Annotated in this window: 16 protein-coding genes and 6 tRNA genes; 14 read left to right on the forward strand and 8 right to left on the reverse strand. The window is 58.1% G+C overall.

What is annotated here, in order from left to right; all coding sequences use genetic code 11:
• Nucleotides 1–6: 6 nt before the first annotated feature.
• Entirely contained in the window at nt 7–687 is a 681-nt protein-coding gene (locus tag G5332_RS15460; RefSeq protein WP_005340244.1) for a TIGR00153 family protein, read from the reverse strand.
• A 169-nt stretch (nt 688–856) separates the two neighbouring features.
• On the opposite strand from G5332_RS15460, the gene G5332_RS15465 reads away from it, so the two are divergent.
• Nucleotides 857–1,825: an inorganic triphosphatase gene (locus tag G5332_RS15465; RefSeq protein ID WP_421230947.1), complete on the forward strand. Its 969-nt coding sequence runs from the start codon at nt 857–859 to the stop codon at nt 1,823–1,825.
• Between the two features lie 78 nt (nt 1,826–1,903).
• Here G5332_RS15465 and dapA read toward each other — a convergent pair whose 3' ends face one another.
• The gene (gene dapA / locus G5332_RS15470; protein ID WP_421249675.1) at nt 1,904–2,776 is read right to left on the reverse strand and encodes a 4-hydroxy-tetrahydrodipicolinate synthase; all 873 of its coding nucleotides are present in this window, start codon (nt 2,774–2,776) and stop codon (nt 1,904–1,906) included.
• A 280-nt stretch (nt 2,777–3,056) separates the two neighbouring features.
• Here dapA and rsmC point away from each other — a divergent pair, with 280 nt between their 5' ends.
• The 9 genes from rsmC to G5332_RS15515 all read left to right on the forward strand — a co-directional run bounded on the left by rsmC (nt 3,057) and on the right by G5332_RS15515 (nt 8,058).
• Nucleotides 3,057–4,085, forward strand: a complete 1,029-nt coding sequence (rsmC, locus tag G5332_RS15475) for a 16S rRNA (guanine(1207)-N(2))-methyltransferase RsmC (protein WP_421249676.1) — start codon at nt 3,057–3,059, stop codon at nt 4,083–4,085.
• Nucleotides 4,086–4,236: 151 nt separating this feature from the next.
• Nucleotides 4,237–5,454 (forward strand): glucose-1-phosphate adenylyltransferase, encoded by a 1,218-nt coding sequence (glgC, locus tag G5332_RS15480; protein ID WP_421230944.1) that lies wholly within the window; start codon nt 4,237–4,239, stop codon nt 5,452–5,454.
• Nucleotides 5,444–6,904: a glycogen synthase GlgA gene (glgA, locus tag G5332_RS15485; protein WP_005343039.1), complete on the forward strand. Its 1,461-nt coding sequence runs from the start codon at nt 5,444–5,446 to the stop codon at nt 6,902–6,904. The genes glgC and glgA overlap by 11 nt, the downstream gene beginning before the upstream one ends.
• A gap of 128 nt (nt 6,905–7,032) precedes the next feature.
• Nucleotides 7,033–7,118 (forward strand) — tRNA-Leu (locus G5332_RS15490).
• A 53-nt stretch (nt 7,119–7,171) separates the two neighbouring features.
• Nucleotides 7,172–7,257: transfer RNA gene (locus G5332_RS15495), tRNA-Leu, on the forward strand.
• 44 nt (nt 7,258–7,301) lie between these two features.
• Nucleotides 7,302–7,387, forward strand: a tRNA-Leu gene (locus tag G5332_RS15500).
• Nucleotides 7,388–7,433: 46 nt separating this feature from the next.
• A tRNA-Leu gene (locus G5332_RS15505) sits at nt 7,434–7,519 on the forward strand.
• A gap of 71 nt (nt 7,520–7,590) precedes the next feature.
• Nucleotides 7,591–7,676, forward strand: a tRNA-Leu gene (locus G5332_RS15510).
• A 109-nt stretch (nt 7,677–7,785) separates the two neighbouring features.
• Nucleotides 7,786–8,058, forward strand: coding sequence for a late competence development ComFB family protein (locus tag G5332_RS15515; protein ID WP_005343036.1), 273 nt, complete (start codon nt 7,786–7,788; stop codon nt 8,056–8,058).
• Here G5332_RS15515 and G5332_RS15520 read toward each other — a convergent pair.
• Nucleotides 8,053–8,262: a hypothetical protein gene (locus G5332_RS15520; RefSeq protein WP_005357820.1), complete on the reverse strand. Its 210-nt coding sequence runs from the start codon at nt 8,260–8,262 to the stop codon at nt 8,053–8,055. The genes G5332_RS15515 and G5332_RS15520 overlap by 6 nt on opposite strands.
• A 301-nt stretch (nt 8,263–8,563) precedes the next feature.
• Between G5332_RS15520 and nhaC the strand changes: the two genes are divergently transcribed.
• Nucleotides 8,564–9,973, forward strand: a complete 1,410-nt coding sequence (nhaC, locus tag G5332_RS15525) for a Na+/H+ antiporter NhaC (protein WP_421250037.1) — start codon at nt 8,564–8,566, stop codon at nt 9,971–9,973.
• 138 nt (nt 9,974–10,111) lie between these two features.
• On the opposite strand, the gene erpA is transcribed toward nhaC, so the two are convergent.
• From erpA to clcA, 3 genes are all read right to left on the reverse strand, one after another.
• Nucleotides 10,112–10,462: an iron-sulfur cluster insertion protein ErpA gene (gene erpA, locus G5332_RS15530; protein ID WP_005340225.1), complete on the reverse strand. Its 351-nt coding sequence runs from the start codon at nt 10,460–10,462 to the stop codon at nt 10,112–10,114.
• A gap of 87 nt (nt 10,463–10,549) precedes the next feature.
• A complete protein-coding gene (locus G5332_RS15535) occupies nt 10,550–11,245 on the reverse strand; it encodes a DUF6776 family protein (protein WP_005343032.1) in 696 nt (231 codons plus the stop codon).
• A 91-nt stretch (nt 11,246–11,336) separates the two neighbouring features.
• Nucleotides 11,337–12,725 (reverse strand): H(+)/Cl(-) exchange transporter ClcA, encoded by a 1,389-nt coding sequence (gene clcA / locus G5332_RS15540; protein ID WP_040067313.1) that lies wholly within the window; start codon nt 12,723–12,725, stop codon nt 11,337–11,339.
• A gap of 244 nt (nt 12,726–12,969) precedes the next feature.
• Here clcA and hemL point away from each other — a divergent pair, with 244 nt between their 5' ends.
• Complete coding sequence (gene hemL, locus G5332_RS15545; protein ID WP_227341475.1) at nt 12,970–14,256, forward strand: glutamate-1-semialdehyde 2,1-aminomutase; 1,287 nt, start codon at nt 12,970–12,972, stop codon at nt 14,254–14,256.
• 218 nt (nt 14,257–14,474) lie between these two features.
• Nucleotides 14,475–15,290, forward strand: coding sequence for a hypothetical protein (locus G5332_RS15550; RefSeq protein ID WP_227341476.1), 816 nt, complete (start codon nt 14,475–14,477; stop codon nt 15,288–15,290).
• Here G5332_RS15550 and G5332_RS15555 read toward each other — a convergent pair.
• Together G5332_RS15555 and G5332_RS15560 are read right to left on the reverse strand one after the other, a co-directional pair.
• Nucleotides 15,205–16,107 (reverse strand): TSUP family transporter, encoded by a 903-nt coding sequence (locus tag G5332_RS15555; RefSeq protein ID WP_421311355.1) that lies wholly within the window; start codon nt 16,105–16,107, stop codon nt 15,205–15,207. The two genes, G5332_RS15550 and G5332_RS15555, sit on opposite strands and share 86 nt — an antisense overlap.
• A gap of 296 nt (nt 16,108–16,403) precedes the next feature.
• Nucleotides 16,404–17,153 carry a DsbA family protein gene (locus G5332_RS15560; RefSeq protein ID WP_064337414.1) on the reverse strand — a complete coding sequence of 250 codons (750 nt, stop codon included), beginning with the start codon at nt 17,151–17,153 and terminating at the stop codon, nt 16,404–16,406.
• Nucleotides 17,154–17,350: 197 nt separating this feature from the next.
• On the opposite strand from G5332_RS15560, the gene G5332_RS15565 reads away from it, so the two are divergent.
• Nucleotides 17,351–17,438, forward strand: a tRNA-Ser gene (locus G5332_RS15565).
• The last annotated feature ends 652 nt before the right edge of the window (nt 17,439–18,090 follow it).

An 18,090-nucleotide genomic window follows, 5' to 3' on the forward strand; every position in this document is an offset into this window, starting at 1 on the left:
AGTCGATTACGAACGAGCCAGCATCAGTTCCAGACGGGCGCCTACGCGCTCGGCCTGATCTGCCAGGTCACCTACCCATTCGAGGATCTTGTAAAGGAACATCACATCGATCGGATTGTAATTGTGCTCAACCGCTTGCAGCTGTTGGCGCAGTCCGATCTGCATGGTGTCTGTATCGTCCTCGATCAGATCCAGCTGATGGATCATCTCGGCAACCATTTCCACTTCCCGTCCTTTGAAGCCGGTCTCGAGCAGCTCGTCGAGCTCCCCGATCGCTTTCTCGGCCTGAGCGGTCGCATCAATACAACGTTTGAGGTAAGCCATGAAATCCGTCCGCATTTCGGCGGGGAACTCCATGCGACGGCCAAGCATGCGGCCGGAGATATCCTTGGCACGGTTGGCAATCTTGTCTTGCTGGGTCAACAGCTCCAGCAGGTCGGTACGTGCAACCGGCAGGAACAGGCCGCGAGGCAGTTTCAGACGGATTTCACGCTTGAGGGTATCTGCCTCTTTTTCCAGTTGGGCGATCTGCTGCCGGATCTTCTCGGCATCTTCCCAACGGTCTTCGGCAACGGCGTCAAAGAAGGGAACCAACTGCTGGGAGCACTGGTGAACCTTGACGATATGCTTCTGCAGCGGCTTGATGGGGGACTTGGCAAAAAGCCCCAAAATAGTATTTACTGGCATGGCCAAACCTGTGTCGGTGAAAAAACACTCGATACGATTTTATGAGGCGCGCATGGTAACCGAACTGCGCCCTCAATTAAACCGCGAATTAATCTAGTCGTCTCGCGGGCATTATATCCCCGCGACCCGAATCCTGCCCCCCAAAGTTGCCTGCCAGCCCGGAATGACTATGCAAACTGAGATCGAGATAAAGTTTTTTGTCGCCCGCGACATTCAAGCCGAGTTATCCAACCTGCTGAATTCTCTTGAGATTAAAGAATCATCACAACAGCAGCTCGGCAACGTCTATTTCGACACGCCGACCCTTGCCCTGCGTCGTCTGGACATGGGGCTGCGCATTCGCCGCTGCGATGCCTTCGCCGAGCAGACCATCAAATGCCGTGGCCAGGTGGTGGGCGGCCTGCATGCCAGACCCGAGTACAACGCTCCCGTGAGCGGCGATCTGCCGACCCTCTCGGCCTTTCCCGATGAGATTTGGCCGACCCTGACCGAGCGCGACCACATTCAGCAGCAGCTGGTCGCCCAGTTTCGCACCGACTTCCTGCGCCGCCACTGGCTGATCGCCTTCGAGGGGGCCGAGATTGAGCTGGCCTGGGATCAGGGAGAGATAGTCGGCAGTCAGGGCAGCACCACCATCAACGAGCTGGAACTGGAGCTCAAATCCGGTGCCACCGTGGCGCTGTTTGCACTGGCCCAACGCCTCGCCAGGAGCGGCGGGCTGCGCCTTGGCGCCCAATCCAAGGCCCAGCGCGGCTATCGACTGGCTGGTCTTGGCAAACCGCTGGCCCTGCAGGCGCTGGTCGAACATGAAGGTATGGATGGCATAACGGGGGTAAGCGAGGGGCTGCGCCACTGGCAGCATCACGAGCAGCTCAGGCTGGAGCATCCTCAGGATAAAGGCATTCAACAGCAGGCACTCGCAGCCCTGTGCCAGGGGATCGATCTGGTCGCCCGCAGTGCGGCCGCGCTGCCACAACCCGCACCTTGGCTGCCAGCTCTGACCAGCCTGCACGCCCATCTGCAAGCCCAATCGGACGAGCAAAACGAGTGGCCTGCCGAACTGGCCGATCTCTTCCTCTATCCGGCGTATGTCGAGTTGCAGCTGGCCATCGCCGCCTGGCTGCATCACGCAGCCTGAGTGGGGCGATGTCGTAAATAAAGGCCAGAAACAAAAGCCAAAAACAAAACGGGTGAGCCTTGGCTCACCCGTTTTGCATTACAGCAGGTTGAGCTGCTGCATGGCGCTGCGAATGCGCTCGCGGGTCGCTTCCGACAGCGGCATCACCGGCAGGCGGCACTCCTCGCTGCAGAATCCGAGCAGAGAAGCGGCATATTTGGCACCAGCCGGGCTCGGCTCGGCAAACATCGCCTGATGGAGCGGAATCAGCCGGTCTTGCAGCTTACGCGCTTCTTGCCACTTGCCCGCCAGCGTGAGGTTCTGCACCTCGGCTACCAGCTTGGGCGCCACGTTAGCGGTCACCGAGATACAACCCTGACCACCGCCGATGTTGTAAGCAACCGCAGTGGCATCTTCACCGGAGAGCCAGGCGAAAGGCTTTTTGATCAGCTGGCGCTCGGTCCAGGGGCGGGCCAAGTCGCCGGTGGCATCTTTCACCCCGGCAATCCGTGGCAGCTCGGCCAGACGGGCCAGAGTGGCGGGCTGCACGTCAACGATGGCGCGCGGCGGAATGTTGTAGACGATGATGGGTTTGCTGGTTGCGTCGTGCACTGCCTTGAAGTGGTGGTAGAGCCCCTCCTGATTGGGGCGGTTGTAGTAACCGGCCACATGCAGGGTGGCATCTGCACCGACCCGCTCGGCATACTGGGTATATTCGATCGCCTCGACCGGATTGTTGGAGCCCGCTCCGGCAATCACCGGAATACGGCCAGCGACCTGTTTGACCACCAGCTCCACCACCCGGCAGTGCTCGTCGTGGGTCAGGGTCGGGCTCTCACCCGTGGTACCGACCGGCACAATGCCGTGAGTACCCTGCTCGATATGCCACTCCACCAGACGCAGCAGCGCCTCTTCATCCAGCTTTCCCTGTCGAAACGGGGTGATCAACGCAACGATTGAACCTTGAAACATGGGATCTCCTTCTCCTAAATGACGCGCATATGGCAATAAAAAACCCCGGTACGATGTGCGCAACCGGGGTTTGAAGCTTCTCAGGGATGAGAGGTTACGCGCGAACGTCGGCAGGCCCGAATTTCAGGCTTTTTTTGTGCTTTCGTTTCAACCCGTTGAACCGCATTTCGTCATCTCTGGTCAAAAAATGGTGTCTGGGCATATTTCGGGAACACGGCATAAATGTCAAGGTGAAAGGGGCTATGTATAATGGCCGCCCAAAATTGCGTGGAGAGACCCGATGAGCAGCCCAATCAGTGCCGTCAGCCAGATGCTGGAACGAAACCAAGCCCTCTTTGTCGGCAAGCGGCTACTTGTCTGCGGCGCACTGGAGGATGACTACCCCCGCCAGCTGGCGAGCCTGGCCCAGACCCTGACCGTCTTTACCACCGATTACTGCTACTACCGCAGCCAGCAGGCCGCCCTCGGCGAGGCTATCCTGTTCGACCACCAGCTCGGTGGCGCCCCCCGCTTCGATGCCCTGTTGCTGCTGATGCCCAAGGCCAAGGCCGAGGCACAATATCTGCTGGCCATGATGACCCCCTTGCTGGAAGCGGGTGCCGACCTGTTCCTCGCCGGTGAAAACCGCGGCGGCATCAATGGCGCCGACAAGCTGCTGGCCCCCTATGGTGAAAAGCCGATCAAGCGCGATTCCGCCCGCCGCTGCTCCCTCTATCACGGTGAGCTGAGCAAACCGGTCGCCCCGTTCGATCTGGATAGCTGGTTTGGCCGCTACCAGTGCAAGGCGGGTGATACCGAGCTGACCGTGCTTGCACTGCCCGGCGTCTTCAGCGCCGCCGAGCTGGACCTCGGCACCCAGATGCTGCTGGCCGCCGTGCCTCCGATGCAGGGCGAGCTGCTCGATTTCGGTTGTGGCGCCGGAGTGATTGGGTCTGTGCTGGCCAAGCGCAATCCGGATCTACAGGTCAACATGGTCGATATCAGCGCGCTGGCGCTCGAATCGAGCCGCCGCACCCTGGCGATCAACGGTCTGAAGGGCAAAGTCACCGCTTCCGATGTCTATTCGGATCTCTCCACCCGTTTCCAGCACATCGTCTCCAACCCGCCATTCCATGCGGGTCTCAAAACCTTCTATGCGGCAACCGAGCAGTTCCTGGCCAAGGCGCCGGAATTTTTGCTGCCAAATGGTTCGCTGACCATTGTTGCCAACGCCTTCTTGCGCTACCAGCCTATACTGGAGACACACTTCAAACGGACTGAAGTGATCAGCAGTGATGCCAAATTCAAGGTCTATCTGAGCAAAATGTAAATAAGTGTAAGCAGCACAATAAAACAGCTAGAGAGCGCCATCCGGCATCTGATAAGGTATTAAGCACACGATAAAAACCACCCCTTTAGGGGTGTTTTTATACCGAACATTGAAAACCTTTTCATGTTGTTAATTCAGGGAGAGAAATACGATGGCAGGCATTTTGACCATGATCCTGGCTGGTGGCGAAGGTACTCGCCTGCAGCCTCTGACCACCACCCGCAGCAAGCCTTCCGTCCCCTTCGGTGGCAGCTACCGGCTGATCGACTTTGTCCTCAACAACTTCGTCAACGCCGACTTTCTGCGCATCTATGTACTGACCCAATTCAAATCTCAGTCCCTCTACCTGCACATGAAGAAGGGGTGGAATATCGTCGGCATCACCGACCGCTTTATCGACCCTATCCCGGCCCAGATGCGGATGGGCAAACGCTGGTATGACGGCACCGCCGATGCTATCTACCAGAACCTCGGTTTTATCGAGCGAGCCGAACCGGATCACGTCTGCATCTTCGGCTCCGACCACATCTACAAGATGGATGTGAGCCAGATGGTCACCTTCCACAAGCAGAAGAACGCCGCCATGACGGTCGCGGCACTTCGCATGCCCATCGAAGAGGCGAGTGCCTTCGGGGTGATCGAGGTGGATACCGAAGGGCGGATGATCGGCTTTCAGGAAAAGCCGAAGCAGCCCAAGCACATTCCCGGCGATCCGACCCAGGCGCTGGTCTCCATGGGCAACTACATCTTCGAGACCGATGCTCTCTGCCGCGAACTGAAGCGGGATGCCGCCGAGGAGAGCTCCAGCCACGATTTTGGCAAGGATGTGATCCCGAGCCTCTACCCGCGTGCCCCCGTCTATGTCTACGACTACAGCACCAACGTCATCCCCGGCGAGAAACCGCACGTCTACTGGCGGGATGTGGGCACCCTCGACTCTTATTGGCAAGCGCACATGGACCTGGTGGCCGACAATCCCCCCTTCTCCCTCTATAACCGCAAGTGGCCCCTGCACACCCACTATCCGGCGCTGCCACCGGCCACCTTCATCGACAGCGACGAGTGCAAGGTGAAGATCGCCAACTCGCTGATCTCCGCCGGTTGCTTCATTCAGGGCAGCCAGATCCAGCGCTCCATCCTCGGTTTCCGCTGCAATATTGGCCCCTGCAGCCACATCAGTGAGTCGGTGTTACTGGGGGATATCAAGATTGGTGAGGGGTGCTCCATCCGGCGCGCGATCATAGATAAAAACGTTGAAATTGCGCCCGGCACCGTTATCGGTGAAAATCTCGACCACGATAGAGAGCGATTTACCGTATCCGAAGGCGGTATCGTGGTGGTACCTAAGGGAGCAAGAGTTGGCTATTAACCCACTGAAAATCCTGTTTGTTGCCTCGGAGGTTGAGGGGCTGGTCAAGACCGGGGGCCTGGCCGATGTCGCCAGAGCCCTGCCGATGTACCTGGCCCAGAAGGGGCATGATGTCAGGATCATGCTCCCCTTCTACAAGACGATAAAGCGACGGGATGAGGCCAGACTGGTCGCTTCTCGCTGGTTGCCAACCCACCCCGGGCTGCCGGATATCGGTTATCGCATCTACCAGATGGAGCTGGATGGCGTCTGCGTCTATCTGCTCGATTGCCCGCAATATTTCGATCGTCCCCAGCTCTACGCCGAGAACAATCAGGCCTATCCGGATAATGGCGAGCGCTTTGCCTTCTTCTCTGCCGCGGCCCTCCATGCCTGCGAGCAGCTCGGCTTTGCCCCGGATATCGCCCACTGCAATGACTGGCACACCGGCCTGCTGCCACTGCTGCTGAAAACCCGTCACGCCCACAACCCCTTCTTCCAGCAGACTCGCAGCGTGATCAGCATTCACAATGCGGCGTTTCAGGGAGTATTCGGGCGGGAGCAGTTCTGGGCCATGCCCGAGATCGCCGACTACGAACGCCGCATCAACTACGACTACGGCCACGTCAATCTGCTCAAATGCGGGGTGCTCTACGCCGACAAGATCAATGCGGTCAGTCCCAACTATGCCCAGGAGCTGTTGACTCACCTCGGCGCCCACGGCATGGCGCATATCTTCCAGCAGCGGGCGGCAGATCTCTGCGGCATCCTCAACGGCTGCGACTACAAGGACTGGGATCCTGAGTTCGACGAATTCCTGCCTGCGACCTACAGCATCGACAACATGGCTGGCAAACAGATCTGCAAAGAGAGCCTGCAGCAGGAGGCGGGGCTGGCCGTGGCGGACTTGCCCATCTACGGCATGGTTTGCCGCCTGACCGAGCAGAAGGGCGTTCCCCTGCTGCTCCCTGCGCTGGAGAAATTCCTCCACCATCAGGTACAAGTGGTGATCGTCGGCTCTGGCGATCCTGCGCTCGCCACGCAACTGCAAACCATGGCCCGGGATTATCCGGGCAAGCTCGCCTTCATCAACACCTATGACGATCGGCTGGCTCATCTGGTCGAAGCCGGTGCCGACTTCTTCCTGATGCCCTCTCTGTTCGAGCCTTGCGGCCTCAACCAGATGTACAGTCTCGCCTATGGCACCCTGCCACTAGTGCGCGCCGTGGGTGGTCTGAAAGATACCGTGGTGGATTGGGATGCCGATCCCGAGCATGCCACCGGCTTCTGCTTTAACGATCCGACTGCCGCCATCCTGCTCGATACCATGCGCCGCAGCCTGCTCTATTTCCTGCAGGACAAGGAGCGTTTTGCCAAGGTGCAGCGCAATGCCATGAGCACCCGTTTCAACTGGCCTGACTCGGTCACCCAGTATGAACGGATGTATCAGAGCGCATTGGGCCGTTACTGAATGCCAAACGTCAGCTAATTGCTGAAGTTTTGTACCCTTGGCTTCACTTTGAGCGTCAACAGCGAAAAAAGTCCCCTTTGGCTGTTGACGCTCCCCCAAAACTCTATAGAATCCCCCTCCGCAGTGATGCGAAGGTGGCGGAATTGGTAGACGCGCTAGCTTCAGGTGTTAGTGTCCCACGGATGTGAGGGTTCGAGTCCCTCTCTTCGCACCAATACTGCCATGCTGATTCAGCAGCATGTAAATCCAACTAGAAAACCCGAATGTGCGAAGGTGGCGGAATTGGTAGACGCGCTAGCTTCAGGTGTTAGTGCCCCCCGGGTGTGAGGGTTCGAGTCCCTCTCTTCGCACCATGCTTCTCCAGACAGCATGTAAATCAAAACTGGTAACACAATGTGCGAAGGTGGCGGAATTGGTAGACGCGCTAGCTTCAGGTGTTAGTGTCCCACGGATGTGAGGGTTCGAGTCCCTCTCTTCGCACCATGCTTTATCCAGACAGCATGTAAATCCAGACTGGAAACCCGAATGTGCGAAGGTGGCGGAATTGGTAGACGCGCTAGCTTCAGGTGTTAGTGCCCCCCGGGTGTGAGGGTTCGAGTCCCTCTCTTCGCACCATGATTCTGACATGTAAACACAGAGCAATGCGCTCCAACCGCATTTAAAAACCAGCTGGAGAAAATCAGTGTGCGAAGGTGGCGGAATTGGTAGACGCGCTAGCTTCAGGTGTTAGTGTCCCACGGATGTGAGGGTTCGAGTCCCTCTCTTCGCACCATTCATTACGCACAAGGCCCATCACGAAAGTGATGGGCCTTTTGTTTTTACTCCTTGTTATGGCTATGCTTTTGACGACTCCCCGCTCATCGTCATGCCAAGGAACGCATATGATACTGGATACCGACATTCACAACTTTTACGAACATCTGGTGCTCAAGGAGATTGAGAAACAGGGGCTGCAGCAGAAACTCAACAGCGATCAGATGGCCGACCTCTGCTGCCTTACCCTCAACCAGCTCCCCGCCCACTATATTCGCCACAATGTCGACATGATCTACTTCCTGACCGACGCCAAGCGTACCGAAATGGAGAAACTGGTGGTCGAATCGCTCAAGGTGGCACAGCAGAAGATCAAGCAGGCTCCCGTCAAAAGCTCATAACCAGGGCTGCTGCCAGAGCAGGGTGACGATACCGGTCAACCCGGCCACTGGCAGCAAGATCAAGGCGGGGCGCAATCCGGGCTCCAGCATCACCCAGGCAGCCAGCAGAAAACCGGCACTCCAGGTGCCGTACTCTTTATCCTGACCCCATGCGAGTACAGCCACCGCCACCAGCAACATCATACCCCGCAATATCCAGCGCATTGTTTTCTCCCCAATCAACAATTGATAATAATTATCATCTTCATCTACTGGGGATGCAAGTGGCGTCACAAGAGGGATTCGTATGTGACCCCTTGTGTCAACAGGCCGCTCAAAAACGGGTTATGAGATCAACTAATTTGTGATTTTTTCAATCAAATGTGCATTTTTGCCAATTTGATGGGGCTTTAACCCGCCGGGTTTGTGGTAGATTGCGGCCTCTTTTTGGGTTGCCTCCTCGGGATCGATGTATCCACAGGACGAGAGGGAGTGACCTTGGCGAGCAAGAGTTTAGGAAGTATCTATGCAAAACCAACAAAACCACATCCGACTACCGGGCATGGCACAGGTGTTTGCCTGTCTGGCCATTTTCCTGGCCCTGGCATTCTCGTTCACCAGCGTGCTCGATCTGCCGATCCAGTTGGCGTTGTTCATCGCCTGGTTCGTCATCATGGGGCTTGGCATCAAACTCGGCCACGATTACAAATCCCTGGAACAGGCAGCCGTTGACGGCGTTGCCAAGGGAATGGGGGCCATCCTGATCCTGGTCTCCGTCGGTGCTCTGGTCGGCACCTGGATTGCCGGTGGCATAGTCCCCAGCATCATCTACTTCGGCCTCAAGGTGATTCACCCGTCCATCTTCCTGCTGGCGACCCTGCTCATCTGCTCCCTGACCTCGCTGGCCACCGGCACCTCCTGGGGCTCTGCCGCCACCGCCGGTATCGCCATGATGGGGATCGGCCACAGCCTCGGCGTGCCTGCGCCGCTGGTAGCCGGTGCCGTGCTCTCCGGCGTCTATTTTGGTGACAAGCTCTCTCCGCTCTCCGACTCAGTAGTGCTGGCTTCGACCATGTCCAACGTCGACGTGGTGGAGCATATCAAGGGGATGCTGCCTATCAGCCTGCTCTCCTATGTCATCACCGCCGTGCTGTTCACCGTGGTGGGCATGCAGTATTCGGGTAATGTCAGCCTGGAGCAGGTCAATCTGGTGATGGAGGCTCTCGACAACCAGTTCAACATCACCCCGCTGGCCATAGTCCCCGTGGTGCTGGTGCTGGGTCTGCTGGCCAACCGCAAGCCCGCCTTCCCGGTGATCAGCTTCGGCGCCCTGCTGGGCCTGATCTGGGCCATCGCCTTCCAGGGCATGGATCCGGTCAAAGCGATGCACTCGGCTTATAGTCCGTTTGCCATCACCTCCGGCATCGATTTTATCGACAACATTCTCGGTCGCGGCGGCATGGAGTCCATGCTGGGCTCGGTCGCGGTCATCATCTTCGGTCTCGGGTTTGGCGGCCTGCTGGAGAAGGTCGGCATTCTGGAAGTGATCGCCAGCGCCTTCGAGAAGCGCATCAATAGCGTCGGCAGCCTGACCAGCCACACCATCGGCACCGCGTTTCTGGCCAACGTGTTCGGCTCAGCCATGTATGTGTCGCTGATCCTGACTCCCAAGATCATGGCCAAGAACTACGACCGACTGGGACTGGCGCGCAAGAACCTCTCTCGCAACGCCGAGTTTGGCGGCACCCTCACCTGCGGCATGGTGCCCTGGAGCGACAACGGCATCTTCATGGCAGGGGTTTTAGGAGTCGCAACCCTCGACTACCTGCCCTACATGTGGCTGAGCTTCACCTGCATCATTGTGACCATCACCCTCGCCTACATGGGCAAGGCAGTGAACCGGACCCCGCTGGTCGCGGCGGCAAGCTCCCGCTAAGCCATCCTGAAACAACAAAGGCGCCACCAAGGCGCCTTTGTTGTTTCAGGGGGGATGCTGTTTTACCGTCATCCCAGAGCCCACAAACAAAAACAGCCCTCGTTGCCGAGAGCCGTGTCATCAGACCGATAATGCCGATCAGATGGAGAAGCTGGAGCCACAGCCACAGGTCGTGGTGGCATTGGGGTTGGTCACGGTGAAGCGCGAACCTTCCAGACCCTCGGTGTAATCCACACTGCCGCCTACCAGATATTGCAGACTCATGGGATCGATCACCATGGTGACGCCATTCTTCTCGACTACGGTGTCTCCGTCGTTGATCTTCTCATCAAAGGTAAAGCCATACTGGAAACCGGAGCAGCCCCCACCCGTGATGTATACCCGCAGCTTCAGCTCGGGATTCTCTTCCTCGGTGATCAGGTTCTTCACCTTGTTGGCCGCCGCATCCGTCATCTGGATGGGCAGCGGGGCTTCTGCTACTGCACTCATTACTGACCTCACAACCATTAGATCCACAAACATGGAAACCGCGAAATTATCCAATACCCGACCATTCAGTTCAAGTATTCACCACGTTTAACCGGCAGCGGGAACCGGAGCAGGCGGTGCGGCGACCAGCGGCTTGATCACCTCGCCCCACTCAACCAGCAGCTCTTGCGCCGGTTGCCTGCCATCCTTGTTGATGGTGACACGGATCCGATCCGGCACAAAGCCTTCCGGCAACTGCCAATTCCCTTCCAGCAGCTGGAAATAACGCAGGGCATAACGCCACTCGCTCACCTTCATCCCGAGATCGCGGCCGGTTAGCGTCTTCGGCTTGTCAGCCAGACTCCCCTCGACCCGGATCTGCACCTGACCACGGAACAGCTCCCGCTTTTTGGCGGGCTGGGTCAGGGCGAGACGGTAGTGGTAACGACCGGGAATGCTGGTCTCCTGCAGGGTCAGGTTGTCGATCACCACCCCCACCTGTTCGCCGGTGGGGCGCATGATCCGCTCGAAAAAGGCCAACTGGCGTTTGAGCTCCTGCACCTGCGCCTCCTGACTCTTCAGGGTGGTCTGCAACTGCTCGAAGGCCGCTTTCTGGGTCGCCAGCTGGGTATCTTTCACCCCCAATTCGGTCTTGAGCTGGCCGATAGCCTTGCCCTGACGATCCAGCGTCTCCTGCTGTACCACCAACAGACTGCTCTGGGCCAGCTCCTGACGGTTACCGACAAAGTAACCAATGAGCCCGCCAACGGCTAACACGACCAATAACTTCAATAGATTGGACATAGCCCCTCATCCCGTTATCACGCCATTTACGGCAGCGCCTCTCCCTTCACTATACCGCCCTGACCGGGGCCAAAGGCGATAAAGGGAAAAATTAACTGGCCGTGGCACTGCCATCACCCCGCTTTTGACGCGCGGCGAGCCGTAAAGTTCGCTCCAGGATCTGGGAATAGATGGGCCGGCCACCCAGCCACTGGGCAACCAGAGTCGCCCCGACTGTGGTAATCATCATCGGCAGGATCAGCTGATAGTTGTCGGTCATCTCGGTGACCAGCACGATACCCGTGATGGGGGCGCGCACGGTGGCAGCAAAGAGAGCCCCCATTCCGGCGATGGCAAAGGCGCCGGGCTCGATGCCAAGCTCCGGAAACGCCGCATGAAACAGATGGCCAAACACCACGCCAAACAAGGTGCCCAACGCCAGGGTCGGCGCAAACACCCCGCCCGGGGCACCGGAGCAGAAGCAGATGAGGGTCGCGACCAGCCGCACCGAGAAGATGAGGAACAGGGTCGCCATCGCATACTCATCCCCCATCAGATGAGGAATAAGCTCTGTGCCGCCGCCCGTCACCGAAGGAGCAAACAGCGACAGCACGCCAAACGTTCCGGCGACCAGCATGCCGATGGCCACGAAACGGTGGCGCTTGTTCTGATGCAGCGCCAGATAGCCATCCTGACAGGCCAGCACCAGCTTGTTGAAGACAAAACCGAGCACCCCGAAGGTGGCCCCCATAAAGAGGAACAGCCAGAGCGCCTTGAGGGCTGGCGCATCGTAGTGGGGTAGAGTGATCACCGCCCCCTGCCCTTTCATGTTCTGCAACATCAAGGTCGCCATGATGGCGGAGATCCCCACCGCCTTGATGGCCAGAAAGGAGTAGCGAAACTGCGGCCGCATCTCCTCCATCACGAACAGGATGCCCGCCAGCGGCGCATTGAAGGCAGCAGCCAGACCGCCCGCCGCACCGGCGGCCAACAGGGCATGGCCATGTTCCTTGGGCAGTCGGAAGATATCCGCCACCATCTTGCCGAGGTTGCCGCCGATCTGTACCGAAGGTCCCTCCCGCCCCAGCACCATACCGGAGCTCAGGGTACAGATGCCGCCGAAGAACTTGACCGGCAACACTCGCCACCACCGCACCGGGCGCAGATCGTCCATCGCCCCCTCGATCTCGGGAATGCCGGAACCACCCGCTTCCGGGGCAAAGGTATGAGTGAGGAAGTAACCGACAAATCCCAGCAAGGCGCTGAAGCCAAAGCCAAGCAGACCGAGCTGCCACCAGGGACGGTCTGCCAGCAAGGCGATACGTTGTTCTGCCAGCCAGTGGACACCAGATTCGAACAGGCCGCACACCAGTCCGGCCAGGGTGCCGACCAGCGCCGCCAGCAGCAGCACCAGCAAGGGCATCTTGTCTTGCCGGATAATGCGGGAAAGCGGCCCCCGCGAAGAGGTATCGGCTTCAGAGGAGAGAGCTTGTTGCGCCATCTTGTTACACCAACTTGGAAAAACCATATCGTCAGCTAGCTGAGATCAGGATCACCCGGCGCGTTGCTCGGCTGCCCAGGGCTGGGGCTTTCTGCTATAGTCGGCCCGTTAAATTTTTGTCACGGGAGCAGACCGAGAGTCCGGGTGGCGAGAGCGCAAAGCATACTCCTGATGCTCCGGCCTGCCGAGTCTCAATCGGCTGCAATCCCTTGTGTGACGACCAAAATCCCATTAAGGATGATCCATGTCAAAATCAGATCAGCTGTTTGAACAGGCCCGCCAGACCATTCCGGGTGGCGTCAACTCACCGGTCCGCGCCTTCAATGGGGTCGGCGGCACGCCCCGCTTCATCGATCACGCCGATGGCGCCTATCTCTATGATGTGGATGGTCAGGCCTACGTGGATTACATCGGCTCCTGGGGCCCCATGCTGCTGGGTCACAACCACCCGGCCATCAAAACCGCCGTCATCAAGGCCGTTGAGAAGGGGCTGAGCTACGGTGCGCCGACCGAGATCGAAGTGCTGATGGCCGAGAAAGTCCGCCAGATTGTCCCCTCCATGGAGCAGGTGCGGATGGTCAACTCCGGCACCGAAGCCACCATGAGTGCCATCCGTCTGGCCCGTGGCTACACCGGCCGCGACAAGATCGTCAAATTCGAGGGCTGCTACCACGGCCACGCCGACTCCCTGCTGGTCAAGGCCGGTTCCGGCGCCCTGACCCTGGGTCAACCCAACAGCCCGGGCGTTCCGGCCGATTTCGCCAAGCACACCCTGACCAGCGTCTTCAACGATCTGGATTCGGTGCGTGAAGCCTTCACTCAGTACGGCAGCGAGATCGCCTGTATCATCGTCGAGCCGGTCGCAGGCAACATGAACTGCATCCCGCCGGTCCCCGGCTTCCTGGAAGGGCTGCGCGCCATCTGTGACGAGTTCGGTGCCCTGCTGATCCTGGACGAAGTGATGACTGGCTTCCGCGTCTCCTTGCGTGGTGCCCAGGGTCACTACAACATCGATCCGGATCTCACCACCCTTGGCAAGATCATCGGTGCCGGCATGCCTGTTGGCGCCTTCGGCGGCAAGAAGAAGGTGATGCAGCACATCGCCCCGACCGGCCCTGTCTATCAAGCGGGTACTCTCTCCGGCAACCCGGTGGCCATGGCGGCCGGTCTCACCATGCTGGATCTGCTGCTGGAGCCGGGTCTCTATGAGCAGCTGAGCGCCAAGACAGCGCGGGTTGCAGAAGGGCTGAAAGCGGCCGCCTCCAAACACGGTATCCCGCTCGCCATCAACTATGTGGGCGGCATGTTCGGCTTCTTCTTCACCGACGAGCCCGAAATCACCCGCTACGAGCAGGTCACTCGCTGCGATATGGAACGCTTCAAGCGCTTCTACCATCTGATGCTGGAAGAGGGCGTCTATCTGGCGCCGAGCGCCTACGAGGCGGGCTTCCTGTCGCTGGCTCACGGCGACAAGGAGATCGAACATACCCTGGCTGCCGCTGAGCGCAGCTTCGCCAAGCTGGCTGGCTAAATCGCCGCAGGTTGTCGCAGAAGGGCCCGTCACGGGCCCTTTTCTATTGCAGTGCCTTCATCACCACACAGCTCTTCGATACGCCCATTTCTGGTGCATCCCCTCTTCGTCACTCACCAATTTGTCATCCTCTGGTGCAACTTGCCCCGCCATCCCTGTCATAAAGCAGGCCCACTATTTGCACATTCACCACAAGATCCCACGTCACCGAGGTCCATATGGCAGAGATGAGCCCCATCGATGTGCTGCGGCGTTATCAGGAGTATCAGGAGGAGTTGACCCCGCTACTGCAGGGGCTGCTCAGCGCCCCCCTTGTCTCGCTCAAGGGGTATCCCTTTGTCGTCAGCATTGACCATTATCAGGGGCCGATGTGCATCCAGCCTGCGGCACCGGCCGCCCATAACCGGTTGCACCTTATCGTGCAGGGGCAAGGACGGGAGATCACCGTCTGTCTGAATCAGCTGATTGGCTGGTTGATGGGGGACAGGGAGCGCCGCCGCGCCATGCCCTGGTTCAAGGCGGTCTATGTGGTGCTCAGCATGGCGCTGTTTTTGATCGTCGCCACCCTGATCTGGCACGGGCTGGAGCAGCTTTACCAGCTATTGTGCGGCGAGCAGCAGAACCAGCTCGGCGCCTTTAGCGCCATCATCTTCCTGACGCTGGCACTGGCGGTGTTCGATCTGGGCAAGACCATTCTGGAAGAGGAGGTACTGCTGCATAAGGATATCTTCCGCCACAGCGCCATTCGCCGCACCATCACCCGCTTTATCGCCGCCATTCTGATCGCGGTCTCCATCGAGGGGCTGTTGCTGCTGTTCAAAGGCTCGCTCGGCCAGAGCGAGCTGCTCTGGCCAGCGGTCGGAGTGATGGGGTGTGCGGTGGGTTTGCTACTGGCGCTTGGCCTCTATGTTTTTCTGGGGGCCAAGGCCGAAGCGGCACTGGTACAGGCTAGCCTGCGCTCTCCACCGCCAGTTGCACAGGGGAGCGACGCGCCGCCCGCCAGGAAGCGTACATGGTCCAGGAGGTATAGATGACGATAAAGGCAACCAACCACTTCAGCATCTCCATATCCATGGATTTGACCAGCATGGCGGCCAGCACCACACCGATGGGGCCAAAGATGGCTACCGCCAGCACCGCCTTGGCATCGAATACCCCTTTACGGATAAAGGTGCCTGCGGAGAAAACGCTAAGCACGGCGGTGGAGCCCATCATGATCGGAAACGCCGCCAGCGGATTCATCCCCAGCAGATAAACCAGCGTCATGCAGGGAGCAAACAGGCCGATACCGACATTCATCAACACCCCGAAGATGAAATTGCCAAGCAGGGCGATCGCCAGCTTGTAGCCGCTGAGCCCCATCGCATCGCCGCCTACAGGGAAAAGACCCAGCAGACCGGCAAAGATAAGCCCTGCAACGACCAGTAAGGAGATAGCCATCACCAGCCGGATGGTCTGCCGATCAAACGAGGCCACATGACGAGCGCCCCAGGCAGCGCCCGCTGCGGCGGCCATCATCATGCTGATCAGCGTCAGCGGCTCCACTGCGACTGCGCCGACGAAGATCAGCGACTGAGTCACGGTCGGCAGCACGCACTGCCCATTGAGGGTACCCGGCAGCACCCGGTCATCGATCAGCTTGAACTGCTTGTAGCAGGCGGTCTTTACCGCAAAGCTGCCCACCCCCAGGGTATCGAGGAAGTTGGCAACCCCACCGATCAACGCCACCGGCCAGAAGGGGGTCGCCTCAAAGGATCCACTCTGCTTCTTCCGCCAGCAGGCTTGCACCAGCATGAAGACAAATACGAGGCCTCCGGCTATAAAAACCAGCCGTAAAATATCAACTAACATAGGGGTTTCTCCTGCAACGGGCGGCGATTCTAAGGCAAGCAGCAGAAAAAATCTTGACCGGAATTAAGCAATGCTCACGACACGCCTCTGCAAGGTGAAATATTTATCAATAGACTCCGAACGACTCTGCTAATACTTGTTACTGAGGCCAACAGGCCGGGTCCTGAGCACGTTGTTATGGTCCTTTCGCGACGACCACTTGTGCCAAAGGACATAATAAAAAAGAGGGCCGGTAGTGATACCGACCCTCTTTCTATTTCTGACCGAGGCGCTGGGCCCTCGACCATGACAACCGCTTATTGAATGCTCTTACCGGCGCGCACGTCCTTGATAAACCCCTTCAGGCTGGCCAAATCACGGGGGGCACCGCGCAGGATCTGATCACCGATGATGAAGGCCGGGGTACCGGAGATACCGAGCGCTTCAGCCAGCGCACGGTTGGTACCTAGGTTCTGGTCAATGCTGCCATCCTTGATCTTGGCCTCCACCTTGCTCCAGTCCACACCGGCCGCCACAGCCAACTGCTTGACCTGTGCTTCATCAGCGAGCGGGCCCTGATGGGTATAGAGCTTCTCGTGGAACGCCTGGTACTTGTCAGGCTGACCCAGCTGGACCGCCAGCGCAGCACGGGCTGCGAAGTAGGAGGACTCGCTCAGAATGGGGAACTGCTTGTAGATGTACCGGATGTCTTTATCTTCCGACATCAGCTGCTTGACCAGCGGATGGGCCCGTTTGCAGTAACCACAGTTGTAATCGAAAAACTCCACAATGGTCAGAGATGCCTTCGGATTCCCCATCTCGGGATCCTGATTGGCATAAAGCTGCTTGGAGTGAGCCTTGATCAGCGCCTTGTCACTCTCGGCCTGCTGGCTCTCCTGCTTGGCACGCAGAGCATTGGACATCTCGACCAGGATCTCGGGATTCTTGACTAGATAGTCGCGAACGATTTGCTCGACATCACTTTTGGTCAGCTCGCTTGCATGTACTGGCGTCGCCAGCAGGGTCACGCCAGCCAGCGCGCAAAACAGGGCATTTTTAATAGTCATAACGTTATCTTGCAGAGGATATGATAGAGGCCACTATAGTGGTTGAGTCTGTTTTCAAGTCAAGTTATCTGGCCAAAAAAGCGCTTGATACGCTCTGATTGCCACTTTTTCATGTCATTTAGCGCAATTAACCAGCAATCGAACCGGACGGGGATTTACAAGCCAGAGCAGCATGGTAATATTCGCCGCACTGCTGCGGAGGGGTGGCAGAGCGGCTGAATGCACCGGTCTTGAAAACCGGCGATGGGCGACCATCCGTGGGTTCAAATCCCACCTCCTCCGCCATTTATACCGAGCCCATGCAACCATGTTGCGTGGGCTTTTTATTTGCCTGCGATTTGCCACTCCTCATAGATCTCAACACATTAGTCTTCTTCAACTCCTTTCTTGATCTTCTCACCTGCGAGCTAAATAGCTGCCCCAAGATCACCTATCAACATCGAACCTCTGCGTTCCTGCGAGCATCCCTTCCCATTTCCTTATTGCCCCAAACAAGGACCCAAAGCAGCAACCACTGCGCCTGCGTGTTAGCACAGCCAACACACTCTCTGGCATAACGTCAGTGGGCGACTAACAAAATCATGGACAAGCAGAGGGCTCAAAAAGAAAGACTTCAGCTAACACAGGACGCAGATGCCCAGGAAAGATCGCAAGCAAGAGATCCTAGCGTACAGGCGAGCATAGGATTCGTGGGTCATGACTACGCCAGAGCCGCCATACAGAGCTACAGCGGTTCAGTGAAGAAAGAGTACCAAGCGGAACATCAGGCTATTTGTGGAACCAGAAAGCAGCGGCGAGTAAGGATAAAAACAGAGGAAGGGAGATAGGGAAGGTCAACAATCAGGCTATTTGCTGAATTGCAGGCAATAAAAAACCCCGCTCGATGAGCGGGGTTTCTTGTATTGGGTGCCTGGCAGTGTCCTACTCTCGCATGGCG

This window comes from Aeromonas sp. 603757 (assembly GCF_049171255.1).
GTDB classification, from domain to species: domain Bacteria; phylum Pseudomonadota; class Gammaproteobacteria; order Enterobacterales; family Aeromonadaceae; genus Aeromonas; species Aeromonas veronii_A.

Excerpts from the sequence above, each read along its gene's own strand:
- G5332_RS15460 (WP_005340244.1), bottom strand. The coding sequence starts at position 687 with ATGCCAGTAAATACTATTTTGGGGCTTTTTGCCAAGTCCCCCATCAAG.
- G5332_RS15465 (WP_421230947.1), top strand. The coding sequence starts at position 857 with ATGCAAACTGAGATCGAGATAAAGTTTTTTGTCGCCCGCGACATTCAA.
- dapA (WP_421249675.1), bottom strand. The coding sequence starts at position 2,776 with ATGTTTCAAGGTTCAATCGTTGCGTTGATCACCCCGTTTCGACAGGGA.
- rsmC (WP_421249676.1), top strand. The coding sequence starts at position 3,057 with ATGAGCAGCCCAATCAGTGCCGTCAGCCAGATGCTGGAACGAAACCAA.
- glgC (WP_421230944.1), top strand. The coding sequence starts at position 4,237 with ATGGCAGGCATTTTGACCATGATCCTGGCTGGTGGCGAAGGTACTCGC.
- G5332_RS15515 (WP_005343036.1), top strand. The coding sequence starts at position 7,786 with ATGATACTGGATACCGACATTCACAACTTTTACGAACATCTGGTGCTC.
- G5332_RS15520 (WP_005357820.1), bottom strand. The coding sequence starts at position 8,262 with ATGCGCTGGATATTGCGGGGTATGATGTTGCTGGTGGCGGTGGCTGTA.
- nhaC (WP_421250037.1), top strand. The coding sequence starts at position 8,564 with ATGCAAAACCAACAAAACCACATCCGACTACCGGGCATGGCACAGGTG.
- erpA (WP_005340225.1), bottom strand. The coding sequence starts at position 10,462 with ATGAGTGCAGTAGCAGAAGCCCCGCTGCCCATCCAGATGACGGATGCG.
- G5332_RS15535 (WP_005343032.1), bottom strand. The coding sequence starts at position 11,245 with ATGTCCAATCTATTGAAGTTATTGGTCGTGTTAGCCGTTGGCGGGCTC.
- clcA (WP_040067313.1), bottom strand. The coding sequence starts at position 12,725 with ATGGCGCAACAAGCTCTCTCCTCTGAAGCCGATACCTCTTCGCGGGGG.
- hemL (WP_227341475.1), top strand. The coding sequence starts at position 12,970 with ATGTCAAAATCAGATCAGCTGTTTGAACAGGCCCGCCAGACCATTCCG.
- G5332_RS15550 (WP_227341476.1), top strand. The coding sequence starts at position 14,475 with ATGGCAGAGATGAGCCCCATCGATGTGCTGCGGCGTTATCAGGAGTAT.
- G5332_RS15555 (WP_421311355.1), bottom strand. The coding sequence starts at position 16,107 with ATGTTAGTTGATATTTTACGGCTGGTTTTTATAGCCGGAGGCCTCGTA.
- G5332_RS15560 (WP_064337414.1), bottom strand. The coding sequence starts at position 17,153 with ATGACTATTAAAAATGCCCTGTTTTGCGCGCTGGCTGGCGTGACCCTG.